The sequence below is a fragment of the Candidatus Poriferisodalis sp. genome (assembly GCF_965221945.1).
GTDB lineage: Bacteria > Actinomycetota > Acidimicrobiia > Acidimicrobiales > Poriferisodalaceae > Poriferisodalis.
On record NZ_OZ244925.1, the window covers coordinates 868,950 to 881,870 of the forward strand.

The following is a 12,921-nucleotide window of genomic DNA, read 5'->3' on the forward strand; positions in this document are numbered from 1 at the left end:
CGCAATTGGTTCAGGCCGAGACTAGGCGCGAGTCCGAACGCATGTGCCTGGAAAGTCCGGTGGGCACAGCGGTGCACTTGTGGCTGCTGCGGTAGCGTCGTTGGCAGCGAGCAATCCGCGCCGAGGGGGAGTCATGGCCAACGAGCACGGCTACTTGCCGAAGGTGACCGAGCTGGACGACAAGCAGCAACGGCGCTTGGACACGTGGTACGCGAAGGCCTACACCGACGACAACCTGTTTCGGACGCTCGCGGCGGACGAGACCACCATTGACCTGTTCCTCGGCTGGGTCGGTGCCGTGTACGGCGGCCATCCCGACGAGGATCGCGGTGCGCTGGATCGGCACATGATCGAGCTGTGCCGCATCCGGATGGCCATCCGGAACGAGTGCTTCCACTGAAGCCTCGTGCGCAGCGCATCGTTGGTGCGCACCGGACTCACGAACGAAGTCGTCGCACAACTGACCGACTACGAGGCATCGGAGCTGCCCGAGTCGTGGAAGGCCGCACTGGCGCTGTGCGACTGGCTGTCGGGCTTCGAGCACTCGGGCGTGATCCCGCCCGAGATGTATGAGCGGCTGAACGATCACTTCAACGAGCAGCAGATTCTGCGCCTCGGTGCGCTGCTTGCTACCGCGAGTGGATGGCACCGGATGATCGAGGCTTTCGGCATCCGGCCCGACCACTACCAGGCGGGTCAATCAGTTCCGTGGGCGGCCGCTGCGGGCTGAGCAGCGACACAGACGTCGAAGCTGACTAGGAGCATGATCTTCGTCAGTGCGCTCCATTCCGCCATTCGCGCCTAGCTTTCGAAACCGTGGCGGACCCAGCCCTGTCTCCCGACGACGCCGCTCCGCAGGATGCGCTGCAGGAATGACCGGCGTTCGAACCTGGCTCGCAGGGGCACGACCCCGTACCTGGCCCGCATCGCTGGTGCCGCCGTTCGTGGGCACCGCAGCCTCGGATGCCGCGGCAGAGGGTGCGATCGTGTGGTGGCGGGCTGTCTGCGCGCTGGTCGTGTCGTTGTTCATCCAGATTGCAGTGAACTACGCCAACGACTACAGCGACGGCGTGCGAGGCACCGATGTCACCCGGGTGGGCCCCCAACGCCTCGTGGCGTCGGGCGCAGCTTCGCCGAACGCCGTGCGCAATGCTGCGTTCGCTGCGTTCGGGGTGGCGGCGGCGGTCGGCATGGTCGTCGCAGCAGCCGTTTCGTGGTGGCTCATTGTGGCGGGAGCGGCGTCGATGCTGGCCGCGTGGTACTACACCGGCGGCCGGCGGCCGTACGGCTACCGCGGCCTCGGCGAGCTGTTCGTGTTCGTCTTCTTCGGTCTGGTAGCGACTGCAGGGTCGGCATTCGTGCAAGACGCCCGCCTGACCATGGTGGGCCTCGCCGCGTCGGTGCCCGTCGGGCTGGGCTCAGTAGCACTGCTGATCTCGAACAACCTGCGGGACTTGCCTACCGACGAGCGCGCCGGCAAGCGCACGCTGGCCGTGCGCGTGGGCGATAGGCCGACCAGGGCGATGTACGTGGCCGTCGTGTTCATCGTGGTGATCTCGCCGCTGTACCTGTCGCTTCTGCGGCCTTGGGCGATCCTCGGGCTCGCCTCGGTCGTAGTGGCTATCTCACCCGTGCGTACGGTGCTGCGCGGTGCCACGGGCGCAGCACTGGTGGCAGTGCTGGTGGGGACCGGGCGGCTCCAGCTCGTCGTGGGCGCGCTGCTCACGGTCGGATTGGCCTTGGGCGCATGAACCGCGTCTACCCAATGTCGGAAGCTGTGCGTCCTGCGGCATCTCGGCCGCGATCCGCCAAGATGTCGCGATGAGCTCCGAGGCAGTCCTGGATCATCTCGCCGCGCTCGGCGTGGCATACGAGTTGGTGGAATGCGATCCCGACTTCGCCGACACGGCGCAGTTCTGCGAGCGATACGGCTACTCGATGGACGCGTCGGCCAACGCCATCTGCGTGGTGGGCAAGTCGGCCGAGCGGCCGATGGCGTGCTGCGTGGTGCTTGCCACGACCCGGCTCGATGTGAACGGCATCGTGCGGCGCAGGCTGGGTACTCGCAAGGCATCGTTCGCGGATGCCCCTGAGACCATGGAGCGCACCGGCATGATGATCGGCGGCGTGACACCGTTCGGATTGCCCGACGACATTCCCGTGTGGATCGACAGCAGGGTCATGGACTGCGATGCGATCATCGTGGGCGGTGGCTCGCGTGACTGCAAGATCCTGTGCCCGCCGGCCTCGCTCGCTGAACTTCCTACAGCCGAGGTTGTCTCCGATCTCGCCAAGACAGTGCCGTAGACCTAAACGGACTCCGCCTGCGGGCGCTGTTCAGGCGTCTCGCGTTGCCGTGATGAGCTGAGCGATGCCTCCGCTGAGCGCGTCCCGCTGGACATCGTGGAATCCCGCCTCGGCGATCCGGGAGAGCAGTTCGGGCACCGCGGGCAGGTACGCTACTGATTCGGGCAGGTAGCGGTAGGCCGACCGGCTCGAAAGCAGGCTGCCGACGGCGGGGACGACCTTGCCGAAGTACAGCTTGTGTCCCGCACGCAGCACCGGATTGGCAGGTTCGGCGACTTCGAGCATCGCCGCCCGAGCGCCGGGCCGGAGCACCCGAGCCAACTCGGCGAAGAAGCGATCGAGGTCGGCGAAATTTCGCAGCGCGAAGCCGCAGGTCGCACCGGCGAGCCAGCCCTCGCGCACGCCGAGGTTCAGCGCATCGGAACGCACCAGCGGAGCACGAGTTGTCGCGGCTTGAAGCATTCCGGCGGAGAAATCGACTCCGACGGCGAACAAGCCCGCCGCCTCGAGTTCGTTGCACAGGTCGCCGGTGCCGCAGGCCAGATCAATCACTGTCTCGCCCGGCTGCAGGCCCAGTGCTACCACCGCACGCCGTCGCCACAGGGTGTCGAGCCGAAACGTCAGCAGGCGGTTCAGCAGGTCATAGCGCGGGGCGATCTCGTCAAACATCTGCTCGACGGTGTCTGCCTTGTCCTGCGGACTGGGCAGTTCGGACCGTCTCCGTCGACGCAGACGCAGACTCACCGGAACCAGACGCGTCGATGACTGCGGCTGATCGGGTGGAAGAGCAGCACCAGAAGCAGAGCGTCGAACAGGAGCCGCATGAATATTCCGAGCTGGAAGCTGGTGCGGGCACCCCACCACAGCGTCGCGACCGCCGAGTAGACCGCGGCTGCGGAGCACAGCCAGTGGCCCCACCGCCGCTCGTTGGCGGTTCCCAAGCCGCCCGCGACGAGTGAGCCGCCGAGCAGCACGGTCACGGCCAGCGGCACGACGCTGTCGCTGAGCTCGATGGCTGTGCGTTCGCTGGCGAACAGCGAGACGATGCCCTCGAAGACGTCGACTGCGAGTTGCCAGTCGATGCGGTTTCCGAATAGCAGCAGGACAGCGGAGAAGTAGCACAGCAGCACGGCGCTGTAGAGCGTCTGAGGCTGGCTGCGGTTCAGCCACCGCATCTGGTTCACCGGGCAAGTGTGGCACCTGCGCCCGCACGATCCCCTTCGGCGCGGCGCATGCGGCCGGCTGGTACGGCCTGGGGGCCTCAACCGCGCAGCATTAGCCTTCTGGCAGTGAGTGCCGATCCCGTCATCTCGATCGGTGCTGATCAGCATGGCCCTCTCGTGGAGGCCAACGCCGCACAGTGGCCGGCGGGAGCGCTGGCTGCAGCGTTAGGGCGGCAACTCGACGACGTTGCCGGCCCGCTGTCGGTCTGGATCGACCATCCTGATCACGCCGAGGCGGCGGGCAGCGATGTGGCGCCTTCGGAGACTGCCCTCGGGCGTGAGCTGACCTCGTTGGGCCTGACGTTCGAGCGCGATCTGTACCGGATGGAGCGGTCCCTGCCGATGGATCAGCCCAGCGGAATCGAGACGCGTTCGTTCGTGGTCGGCCAAGATGAGCAGGCATGGGTGGAGGTCAACAACCGGGCGTTCTCGTGGCACCGCGAGCAGGGTGGATGGACGCTTCCTCAGGTCGCTGAGCGTCAAGCCGAACCGTGGTTCGACGCCGACGGCTTTCGGGTGTACGACATCGACGGGCAGATCGTTGCCTACTGCTGGACGAAGGTGCACAACGATGAGGACCCGCCGGTCGGTGAGGTGTACGTCATCGCGGTGGATCCCCAGTATCACGGACGGGGACTCGGCCGAGCCCTCACGCTGGCCGGCTACGAGCATCTCTCCGACGTTGGCCTGACTCGGGCCATGCTCTACGTCGACGCCGACAACGCGCCGGCCGTCACGCTCTACGGGGATCTCGGCCTCGAGGTTGCCGTTGTGCGGCGGCTGTTCACGGGCATCGGACCGCTCGCGTCTTACGGCACTGGCCGGTCGTGACAGCCTCCGTCGCCGATCCCGCACTCGCGGACCTCAGCCGGGCGGAGCTAGGTGAGCTGCTCGATGGCGAGCCCTCATACCGGCTGGACCAGGTGTGGGATGGCCTGTACGGACAGCGCCGCCCGCTGGCCGAGCTCACCAACGTTCCCAAAGGCCTGCGACAGGCCATCGGCGAACTGCTGCCACCAGCGTTGAAGCTGGTGCGTACCCAGACAGCGGATCGCGGCAAGACCCGCAAGCACTTGTGGTCGCTGCGTGATGGACACCTGGTCGAGACCGTGCTCATGGGCTACCGCAATCGGACCACGCTGTGCATCAGCAGCCAGGCTGGCTGTGCCATGGCGTGCAGTTTCTGCGCCACGGGTCAGGTGGGATTCGACCGGAATCTGAGTGTCGGGGAAATCGTCGAGCAGGTGCTCGGCACGCTGCAGCAGCCGTCGACCAGCCACAGCAGCTCGGCGGGCGGAGCCGTCAACAGCGGAGCCGCCCGCGGCGGAGCCGTCAACAGCGGAGCCGCCCGCGGCGGAGCCGTCAACAGCGGAGCCGCCCGCGGCGGAGCCATCAACATTGTGTTCATGGGCATGGGCGAGCCACTCGCAAACTACGACGCCGTGTGGGCAGCAGTGGAGCGTTTCCATGGCGACATGGGCATCGGTGCCCGGCACATCACGGTGTCCACTGTGGGTGTCATTCCGGGCATTGTGCGTCTGGCAGCTGCCAGCCTGCCGGTCAATCTGGCAGTCTCGCTGCACGCCGCGAACGACCGCCTGCGGAATCGCATCGCACCGATCAATCGCACGTACCCCCTGCGCGAACTTGCGAGCGCACTGGCCGACTACCGCCGTGCCAAGCGGCGCCGTATCAGCCTCGAGTGGGCGATGATCGACGGCGTCAACGACCGCGACCGTGACGCTGCCGAACTGGCTGCATATGCACGACCGCTTGCGGCGCATGTCAACCTCATTCCGCTGAATCCAACGCCGGGTTACGGCCACGCGCCATCGCCATCGGGGCGCATCGAGCATTTCACGTCAGAGTTGGCGTCCTACGGAGTGAACGCCACCGTGCGCGTCAACCGGGGCACCTCCATCGATGCGGCGTGCGGGCAGCTGCGTGCCGACAAGCTGGTCTCGATCCAGCGGGGCGCCCGAGCCCGCCGCGGGGCACGCGCTCAGCAAGAGCGCTAGAAACTCGCCATGGCTAGGCCTCGATCGCCGAGAGGGCGCGCACAGCGGACCCACGAACGACTCAAGGACGAGTACGAGGCCGTGTGCGAACTCGAGCACCGCAATCCGTTCGAGTTGCTGGTGGCGACGATCCTGTCGGCGCAGTGCACGGACGTGCGTGTCAACGCCACCGTTCCCGCTGTGTTCGCGAAGTATCCCGACGTCGAGGCACTGGCATCGGCCGATCTCGCCGAACTTGAGGAATTGGTGCATCCGACCGGCTTCTTTCGCAGCAAAGCGCGCAATCTGCAGGGGATGGCCCGACAGCTGCTGGCTGACCACGGCGGCGAGGTGCCGACAAGCCTGAAGGACCTGGTCAAGCTGTCCGGTGTGGGCCGCAAGACGGCCAACGTCATCCGCTCGGTGGCATTCGACTTGCCTGGGCTGCCGGTGGACACCCATGTCGGCCGTTTGGTACGACGTCTCGGCATCACCGACGAGGAAGACCCGGTCAAGGTGGAGTTGGCGCTGAATCCGATGATCCCGCAATACGAGCGGGGCGACTTCAGCCTGCGGCTGATCCTGCACGGGCGCCGGGTCTGCTCGTCTCGCAAGCCGGCTTGCGACGATTGCGTGTTGAACGACTTCTGCCCGAGCGCCTTCGCGGCCTGATCCCGAGCCGACCCCGGCCGCAACGACACCGCGAGATCCAGGAGAGTTGACCGAATGACGGAGTCCCCGAATGCTGGCAACGGAACAGTGCGGCGGTCGTCGCACTTCGTGCCCGGCGCCAACGAGCGCATGCTGAACAAATCACTTGCTACCGATGCGGACAGCCTCGTGCTCGACCTCGAGGACGCCGTCACGCCCGACAACAAGGACAGTGCCCGCGCCACCCTGGCGGGTTGGCTGGCCGATGTCGACTTTGGCGCCAAGGAGCGGGTGGTGCGAATCAACCCGCTCGACAGCCCGTGGTGCACAGCGGACATTGCCGAGACGATGGTCTGCCCGCCCGACGCCTATCTGGTGCCGAAGGTGAACAATGCGGCAGAGGTTGTCCAGCTCGACGAGATGATCACTCGCTGGGAACTCGAGCACGGCCACCCGCCCGGAGGCGTAGTGCTGCTGGTGCTGGGCACTGAGACACCGCAGGGCCTGATCAACATCGGCGAGCTGGCACGCCACGACCGTGTGGACGCGCTGAGCTGGGGTGCCGAGGATCTGTCCGCAGCGATGGGTTCGAAGGCCAACCGGGATGCGGAAGGCGCCTACCTCCCAGTGTTCGAGTACGCCCGGGTCATGTGCTTGGTGGGCGCCACGGCGTGGGGCAAGCAACCGCTCGACACGGTGTTCGTGGACTTCCGCGACGACGAGGGGTTGGCTGCCGAATGCGCGACCTCTGCGGCCATGGGATTCACGGGCAAGATCACTATCCACCCCGCACAAATCGACATTGTCAACGCCGCGTTCACACCCAGCGCTGAGGAATTGGCTGACGCTCGTGAACTGCTCGAAGCGTTTACCGAAGCCGAGGCTGCGGGCCTGATGGCGTTCGCCCACAAAGGCCCGATGGTGGACGTTCCGCACCTGACCCGCGCCCGCAAGATCGTCGCCACCGCCGAGGCCATCTCCGAGCGTTCGTGATCGCCAACCCAGCTGGCGTTCAGCGCAGGGCGTCGGTGGCCTGGGCCAACCGGCGCCGTGCCATCCGCAGCGAGCGCTCCACCTCGTAGAGCTCGACGCCGACGTCCTCGTGGGTTGTGCCCATCAGCTCATCGGCGGCTCGGGCAACGCGGGCTCCGAGCTCCTCGACAGCGGTCTCGATCGACGAGAGCTCCGCAGCGCTGATCACCCGCGGCACGCTAGCGACGACTGCGCTACTCAAATTCGAGGCAGTGGCGCAGAGGGTCGCAGGTACCCTCGGCGCGGTGTTGAAGCGGCTGGACCTGCGGGGTCGGAGCGATCAAATAGCCGAACTGCTGCCGCGCCCCGAAATGGATGCTGCGGTGTCTTCCACAGCCGTTCGCGAGCTGATCGATCATGTCCGAACCGGCGGCGATCCGGCTGTCCGGGAGCTCACTCACCGCTTCGACGGCGTCGATGTGCCCGACGCGCTGGTCCCGGAGAGCGATCTCCGAGCTGCGTGGAAGTCGCTGTCTCCCTCCTTACGTTCCGCCATGGAGACCGCTCACCAGCGCATCCTGGAGTTCCATCGCACAGAAGCCGCTGTTGGGCATACCTATGAGCGCGACGGCGTCTCAGTGCGCTCGATCAGCCAGCCGGTGGACCGGGCCGGCGTGTACGTGCCGGGCGGGTTGGCCGCCTACCCGTCCACTGTGCTCATGACCGTGCTGGTCGCTCAAGCGGCCGGGGTGGACGACATCGTGCTCTGCTCCCCGCCAGGTCCCGGCGGCAACCTGGCGCCATCGGTGATGGCTGCGGCGCACCTTTGCGGTGTCACTGAGGTCCACCGGGTCGGCGGCGTGCAGGCTGTTGCGGCTCTGGCCTACGGCACCGAGACCATCCGTCCCGCTGATGTTGTGGCCGGACCCGGCAATGCCTGGGTCGCCACCGCCAAGCAGCTCGTTGCGGGAGACGTGGGCGTTGCGTCTGCGTTCGCGGGGCCTTCGGAGATCGTCGTGATTGCCGACGGGACGTGCCCGCCAGCCGCTGCAGCCACCGATGTAGTGCTCCAGGCCGAGCACGGCCCCGGCGGCCAGGCTTGGCTTGTCACCTGGGACCTTGCCTACGCGGACGCCGTCTGCGACGCGATCGGTCAGATCGTCGACCTGTCGCCACGGCGCGACGAAACGCTGGCCACCCTGGATGCCGACGGATTCGTGTGCCTTGTTGACGGCCCCGCTCAGGCTGCCGAGGTCGCCAACTTCGTTGCGCCCGAACATCTCCAGCTCATGTGCGACGGCGCCGAAGAACTGGTGGGCAAGATCCGTCACGCCGGTGCAGTGTTTGTCGGGCCATGGGCACCGGCATCTGTCGGTGACTACGTGGCCGGGCCATCGCACGTGCTGCCCACTGCTGGAACGGCCCGATTTGCGGGAGCGCTCACCACCGACGACTTCACCAAGCGGATGCATGTGGTCGATGTCACTGAAGCCGGCTTCGATCGACTCGCGCCGGCAGTGGCTGAGCTGGCGGAAGCCGAGGGGCTGTGGGCACACGCCGCTTCTGTCTCGCGCCGCAAGGAATGGTCCACATCGGGGATTCGGCCGTGAAGCCGCCAGTCCGTGACGACCTGCGCCTGCTTGAGGGGTATCACTCGCCGCAGATCGACGTCAAGGTGCGCCTCAACACGAACGAGGCACCCGTGGGACCGCCGCCAGAGTTCTCTGAGGCACTCGCGGCGGAACTGCGCAACGTCGAGTGGCATCGCTACCCTGATCGCACGGCAAGCGGGCTACGGGCCGACTTGGCGAAGCTGCACGACATCGAGCCTGAGCGCATCTTCGTGGCCAACGGCTCGAACGAGGTGCTGCAGACCGTCTGTTTGACCTACGGCGGAACTGGTCGAAGCGTTGCCACCTTTGAGCCCACCTATGCGATGTACGGCCAGATCGCGCGCAGCACCCAGAGCGCCGTGGTCGAAGGCGAGCGGCACGCGGACGGCAGCGTAAGCGTCTTCGAGTTGGAGCGCGTCATCGAGCGGCACCAGCCCTCGATCGTGTTCCTGTGCTCGCCCAATAATCCCACCGGCACGCCCGAGCGATTTGAGGTGCTCGAACGAGCACTGGAGATTGCGCCGGGCCTCGTAGTGGTCGACGAGGCCTACGGCCAATTCGCCGACTGGAGCGCGATCGACCTCTGCAACGACGCAGGAGGGCCCTCCAATCTCGTCGTCGCCCGCACGTACTCGAAGACGTGGGCGATGGCAGGGGCGCGGCTGGGCTATGCGGTGATACCCGCAGGAATGGCTGCTGAGTTCGACAAGGTCGTGCTGCCGTACCACGTCGACACGTTCAAACAGATTGCCGGACGCGTCGCCCTGCGGTTCGCGGACCAGATGGAGCAGCGTGTGGCTGCGATCGTGTCCGAGCGCGAGCGGATCGAGACGACCCTGGGCCGGCTGGGCCTCGACATCTGGCCCTCGCAGTCCAATTTCATCCTGTTCCGCACGACGCCGAGCGGGATGGGCGGCGACGACGTTTGGCAGCGGCTGGTCGATCACTCGGTGCTGGTGCGCAACTGCTCTGGCTGGCCGCGGCTGGCCGACTGCCTGCGGGTGACGGTCGGCACGCCGGCGGAGAACGACCGATTTCTCGAAACCCTGTCGGAGGTGCTCGCATGAAGCCGCTTTGCCTTGGGGTGCGAAACCTCCGCTCAGGTCGCAGGCTGATGCGACCGATGTCGATCGACCCGGCCTCAATCGAAACAGTGAACTCCTCATGACTGCTCGCCCTGACACCTCTCGTAACGCCGCTGTGCAGCGCCACACCAAGGAGACCCAGATCGACCTGACCCTGGATCTCGACGGCACCGGCCAGAACGACGTTTCGACGGGCCTGCCGTTCTTCGACCACATGCTCGCCCAGCTGGCCAAGCACGCCCGTTTCGACCTGCAGCTGCGCACGGTCGGTGACCTCGAGATCGATGCCCACCACACCGTCGAGGACACTGGAATCGCGCTTGGCGAGGCCATGAAGCAGGCGTGGGGAGACAAGGCTGGCGTGCGCCGATTCTCGTCGTACACGGTGCCGCTCGACGAGGCCGCAGTCGAGGTTGTGCTCGACCTCTCAGGCCGCCCGTTCCTGCACTACGACATCGATCCCCCGGGCGAGAAGATCCTGGGCGACCCGCCCTTCGACCCGCAGTTGTGCGAGGAGTTCTGGCGGGGGCTCGTGATGTCTGCGGGCATCACGTTGCACTTGGTGATGCTGCGGGGACGTAACACCCACCACATCATCGAGGCCAGCTTCAAGGGTGCTGCGAGGGCGTTCTATGACGCCATCCGAATTGCCGATGACGTGCTGCCCTCCACGAAGGGCGTCCTATGACGGGCACCCGGTGACCGGCGCACCGCCAAGCCCGCGTCAAGTAGATCTCAAGGCAACCGCACAGTGACCGAATCAAACGAAACGGCTTCAGGCCGACCGTTGGTCGCCGTGCTCGACTACGGCATTGGCAACCTGCGCTCGGCCCAAAAGGCACTCGAACGAGTGGGCGCCGACGCCCGCCTCACGGCCGATCCCGGACTCATCAGCGAAGCCGATGGGGTCGTGCTGCCAGGCGTCGGGCATTTCGGCACCTGCATGAGGCAACTTCGTGTGACCGGCTTGGAACAGCCGGCTCTCCAGGCCATCGAGAGCGGACTGCCCTTCCTGGGCATCTGTGTCGGCATGCAGATGCTGTTCGAAGCCTCGCAAGAGGCCCCAGGAATACCCGGATTGGGCGTCATGCCTGGGACAGTGCGGCTCTTGCCGGACGGCATGGTGCGCCCGCAAATGCAGTGGAACCGCCTCGACGTACAGCGGCCGGGCTGCCCGCTGCTGGCAGGTCTGGAAGACGGCGCCTGGATGTACTTCGTCCACAGCTACGCGCCCGACACCGAGGCCGGCCTGGTGGTCGCGACCTGCGACTATCCGACACCGATCACGGCGGTCACCCAGAGCGGCCGCACTTGGGCCACGCAATTCCATCCCGAGAAATCCGGCGACGCCGGCAAGCTGCTGGCGCAGAACTTCCTGGCAGCAGTGGCGGCAGACCGGTGCAGCCGATGAGCTTCGAGCTGTATCCGGCGATCGACCTGCGCGAGGGCCGTTGCGTGCGCCTCCTGCAGGGCGACTACGACCGCGAAGTGCGCTACGACGCCGACCCGGTCGACGTAGCGCACGAACTCGCGAAGGCAGGCGCGCGCTGGATTCACATGGTCGACCTTGACGCAGCCCGATCGGGCGTTGTCGACAGCACCAACCGGGATGTGATCCGGTCGGTCGTTGCCGCCATCGGCGATGCTGGCGTTCGCGTGCAATGCGGCGGAGGCGTACGCGGCCGCGCCAGCGCCGAAGCGCTCTTCGACGCAGGGATCACGCGCTGCGTGGTGGGAACTGCGGCAGTCGAGAACCCGGACCTTGTGGGGGAGCTGAGTTCTGCGGGGCACCGCGTCGCCGTCGGCCTTGACGTGCGGGGAAGCGAAGTCGCCACGCGCGGCTGGGAGCATCGCAGCGGTGTGAGCCTGTCCGAGGCGCTGTCCCGGCTGGCTGGCAGCGGTGCCGAGGCGGTTGTCGTCACCCAGATCGCCCGCGATGGCATGGGCGGCGGGAGCGACCTGTCTGGCCTGCGGAACGTGCTGGACGCGCCTCAGCGCCCGCCGGCCATGTCGGTGATTGCCAGCGGTGGGGTCGGCTGTCTCGCCGACATTGCCGACCTGCGAGACCTGCGTTCGGCGAATGGCCACACGCTCGCTGGGGCCATCGTCGGCAAAGCGCTCCACGATGGCGCGATCTCGCCCGGCGCCGCCGTGGTGGTGGCACGCGGGAGCGCAGCCCACGACGAGCCGATCCCCGAGGCCGGCCAATCGTGAAGGCTTTCTCATGAAGACCGTGCGGGTCATTCCCTGCTTGGATGTGGACGACGGGCGGGTGGTCAAGGGCGTCAACTTCGTCGGCCTGCGAGACGCAGGGGATCCAGTCGAGCTGGCGGCCGCCTACGACCGCCAAGGCGCCGACGAGATTGTCTTTCTCGACATCACCGCTTCCGCTCACGACCGCGACACCATCATCGAGCTCGCCCGCCACGCCGCCGAGGAGGTGTTCATTCCCTTCACGATTGGTGGCGGCATCCGTACCGTCGACGATGCCCGGGCCCTGCTGCGGGTGGGCGCTGACAAGGTGTCGGTCAATTCGGCTGCCGTGGCCCGCCCCGAATTGGTGCGCGAGATTGCCGACGAGTTCGGCAGCCAGTGCGCCGTGGTGGCCGTGGACGCCAAGTCGAACCCTGCCGATGCAAACGGGAACACAACGTGGAATGTCTACGTCAAGGGCGGGCGCGAGGACACTGGCATCGACGCGCTGGAATGGGTACGTCGAGTAGCCGACTTGGGGGCCGGTGAGATCCTGCTGACCTCTATGGACGCCGACGGCACCAAGGCGGGCTTCGACCTGGAGCTCACCCGGGCGGTCGTCGACGCCGTCGGTATCCCTGTCGTGGCCAGCGGCGGCGTCGGCACGCTCCAGCACTTGGTGGACGGCGCTGTGATTGCCGGTGCCGATGCTGTTCTGGCTGCGTCGATCTTCCACTTCGGTGAGCACACCATCACCGACGCCAAACGGGCCCTCCTGGATGGAGGCGTCGCCGTTCGCCCTCCGTCTGACTGACCTTCGCTTCAGGCCGGAGTGCGAGGACGCCGGATAGCTTCAGTCTGTACTTGAAGGCGCCGAAGT

17 protein-coding genes are annotated in these 12,921 nt (G+C 66.6%); 14 read left to right on the forward strand and 3 right to left on the reverse strand.

The features are described from left to right. Positions 1-133 precede the first annotated feature (133 nt). The 4 genes from ACOQPH_RS04015 to ACOQPH_RS04030 all read left to right on the forward strand — a co-directional run bounded on the left by ACOQPH_RS04015 (position 134) and on the right by ACOQPH_RS04030 (position 2,307). A complete protein-coding gene (locus ACOQPH_RS04015; RefSeq protein ID WP_420623448.1) occupies positions 134-400 on the forward strand; it encodes a hypothetical protein in 267 nt (88 codons plus the stop codon). 6 nt (positions 401-406) lie between these two features. Then, positions 407-730, forward strand: a complete 324-nt coding sequence (locus ACOQPH_RS04020) for a hypothetical protein (protein WP_420623449.1) — start codon at positions 407-409, stop codon at positions 728-730. 142 nt (positions 731-872) lie between these two features. Continuing rightward, positions 873-1,751 (forward strand): 1,4-dihydroxy-2-naphthoate polyprenyltransferase, encoded by an 879-nt coding sequence (locus ACOQPH_RS04025; RefSeq protein WP_420623450.1) that lies wholly within the window; start codon positions 873-875, stop codon positions 1,749-1,751. Between the two features lie 70 nt (positions 1,752-1,821). Beyond that, positions 1,822-2,307, forward strand: coding sequence for a YbaK/EbsC family protein (locus ACOQPH_RS04030; RefSeq protein ID WP_420623451.1), 486 nt, complete (start codon positions 1,822-1,824; stop codon positions 2,305-2,307). 30 nt (positions 2,308-2,337) lie between these two features. Here ACOQPH_RS04030 and ACOQPH_RS04035 read toward each other — a convergent pair whose 3' ends face one another. After that, positions 2,338-2,976 (reverse strand): ubiquinone/menaquinone biosynthesis methyltransferase, encoded by a 639-nt coding sequence (locus tag ACOQPH_RS04035; RefSeq protein WP_420623452.1) that lies wholly within the window; start codon positions 2,974-2,976, stop codon positions 2,338-2,340. Between the two features lie 71 nt (positions 2,977-3,047). Next, positions 3,048-3,491 (reverse strand): hypothetical protein, encoded by a 444-nt coding sequence (locus tag ACOQPH_RS04040; RefSeq protein WP_420623453.1) that lies wholly within the window; start codon positions 3,489-3,491, stop codon positions 3,048-3,050. 105 nt (positions 3,492-3,596) lie between these two features. Here ACOQPH_RS04040 and mshD point away from each other — a divergent pair, with 105 nt between their 5' ends. Genes mshD through ACOQPH_RS04060 form a run of 4 tightly spaced genes read left to right on the forward strand, consistent with a single transcriptional unit; the run spans position 3,597 to position 7,171 of the window. After that, the gene (mshD, locus tag ACOQPH_RS04045) at positions 3,597-4,361 is read left to right on the forward strand and encodes a mycothiol synthase (protein WP_420623454.1); all 765 of its coding nucleotides are present in this window, start codon (positions 3,597-3,599) and stop codon (positions 4,359-4,361) included. Beyond that, positions 4,358-5,548, forward strand: a complete 1,191-nt coding sequence (gene rlmN, locus ACOQPH_RS04050; protein ID WP_420623455.1) for a 23S rRNA (adenine(2503)-C(2))-methyltransferase RlmN — start codon at positions 4,358-4,360, stop codon at positions 5,546-5,548. Before mshD ends, rlmN begins: the two co-directional genes overlap by 4 nt. A 9-nt stretch (positions 5,549-5,557) precedes the next feature. Then, on the forward strand, positions 5,558-6,199 hold the full coding sequence (gene nth, locus ACOQPH_RS04055) for an endonuclease III (RefSeq protein WP_420623456.1): 642 nt from the start codon (positions 5,558-5,560) through the stop codon (positions 6,197-6,199). Positions 6,200-6,253: 54 nt separating this feature from the next. Next, positions 6,254-7,171, forward strand: a complete 918-nt coding sequence (locus tag ACOQPH_RS04060; RefSeq protein WP_420623457.1) for an HpcH/HpaI aldolase/citrate lyase family protein — start codon at positions 6,254-6,256, stop codon at positions 7,169-7,171. Between the two features lie 19 nt (positions 7,172-7,190). Here ACOQPH_RS04060 and ACOQPH_RS04065 read toward each other — a convergent pair whose 3' ends face one another. Then, entirely contained in the window at positions 7,191-7,379 is a 189-nt protein-coding gene (locus tag ACOQPH_RS04065) for a hypothetical protein (RefSeq protein WP_420623458.1), read from the reverse strand. A gap of 76 nt (positions 7,380-7,455) precedes the next feature. Between ACOQPH_RS04065 and hisD the strand changes: the two genes are divergently transcribed. The 6 genes from hisD (at position 7,456) to hisF (ending at position 12,855) form a co-directional block, all read left to right on the forward strand. Further along, positions 7,456-8,760 (forward strand): histidinol dehydrogenase, encoded by a 1,305-nt coding sequence (hisD, locus tag ACOQPH_RS04070; RefSeq protein ID WP_420623459.1) that lies wholly within the window; start codon positions 7,456-7,458, stop codon positions 8,758-8,760. Continuing rightward, a complete protein-coding gene (gene hisC / locus ACOQPH_RS04075; RefSeq protein WP_420623460.1) occupies positions 8,757-9,830 on the forward strand; it encodes a histidinol-phosphate transaminase in 1,074 nt (357 codons plus the stop codon). Before hisD ends, hisC begins: the two co-directional genes overlap by 4 nt. A gap of 97 nt (positions 9,831-9,927) precedes the next feature. After that, positions 9,928-10,536: an imidazoleglycerol-phosphate dehydratase HisB gene (gene hisB / locus ACOQPH_RS04080; RefSeq protein ID WP_420623461.1), complete on the forward strand. Its 609-nt coding sequence runs from the start codon at positions 9,928-9,930 to the stop codon at positions 10,534-10,536. A gap of 63 nt (positions 10,537-10,599) precedes the next feature. After that, complete coding sequence (hisH, locus tag ACOQPH_RS04085; RefSeq protein WP_420623462.1) at positions 10,600-11,259, forward strand: imidazole glycerol phosphate synthase subunit HisH; 660 nt, start codon at positions 10,600-10,602, stop codon at positions 11,257-11,259. Continuing rightward, positions 11,256-12,062 (forward strand): HisA/HisF-related TIM barrel protein, encoded by an 807-nt coding sequence (locus ACOQPH_RS04090; protein ID WP_420623463.1) that lies wholly within the window; start codon positions 11,256-11,258, stop codon positions 12,060-12,062. The genes hisH and ACOQPH_RS04090 overlap by 4 nt, the downstream gene beginning before the upstream one ends. Positions 12,063-12,072: 10 nt before the next feature. Then, positions 12,073-12,855, forward strand: coding sequence for an imidazole glycerol phosphate synthase subunit HisF (gene hisF, locus ACOQPH_RS04095; RefSeq protein WP_420623464.1), 783 nt, complete (start codon positions 12,073-12,075; stop codon positions 12,853-12,855). Positions 12,856-12,921: the final 66 nt, after the last annotated feature.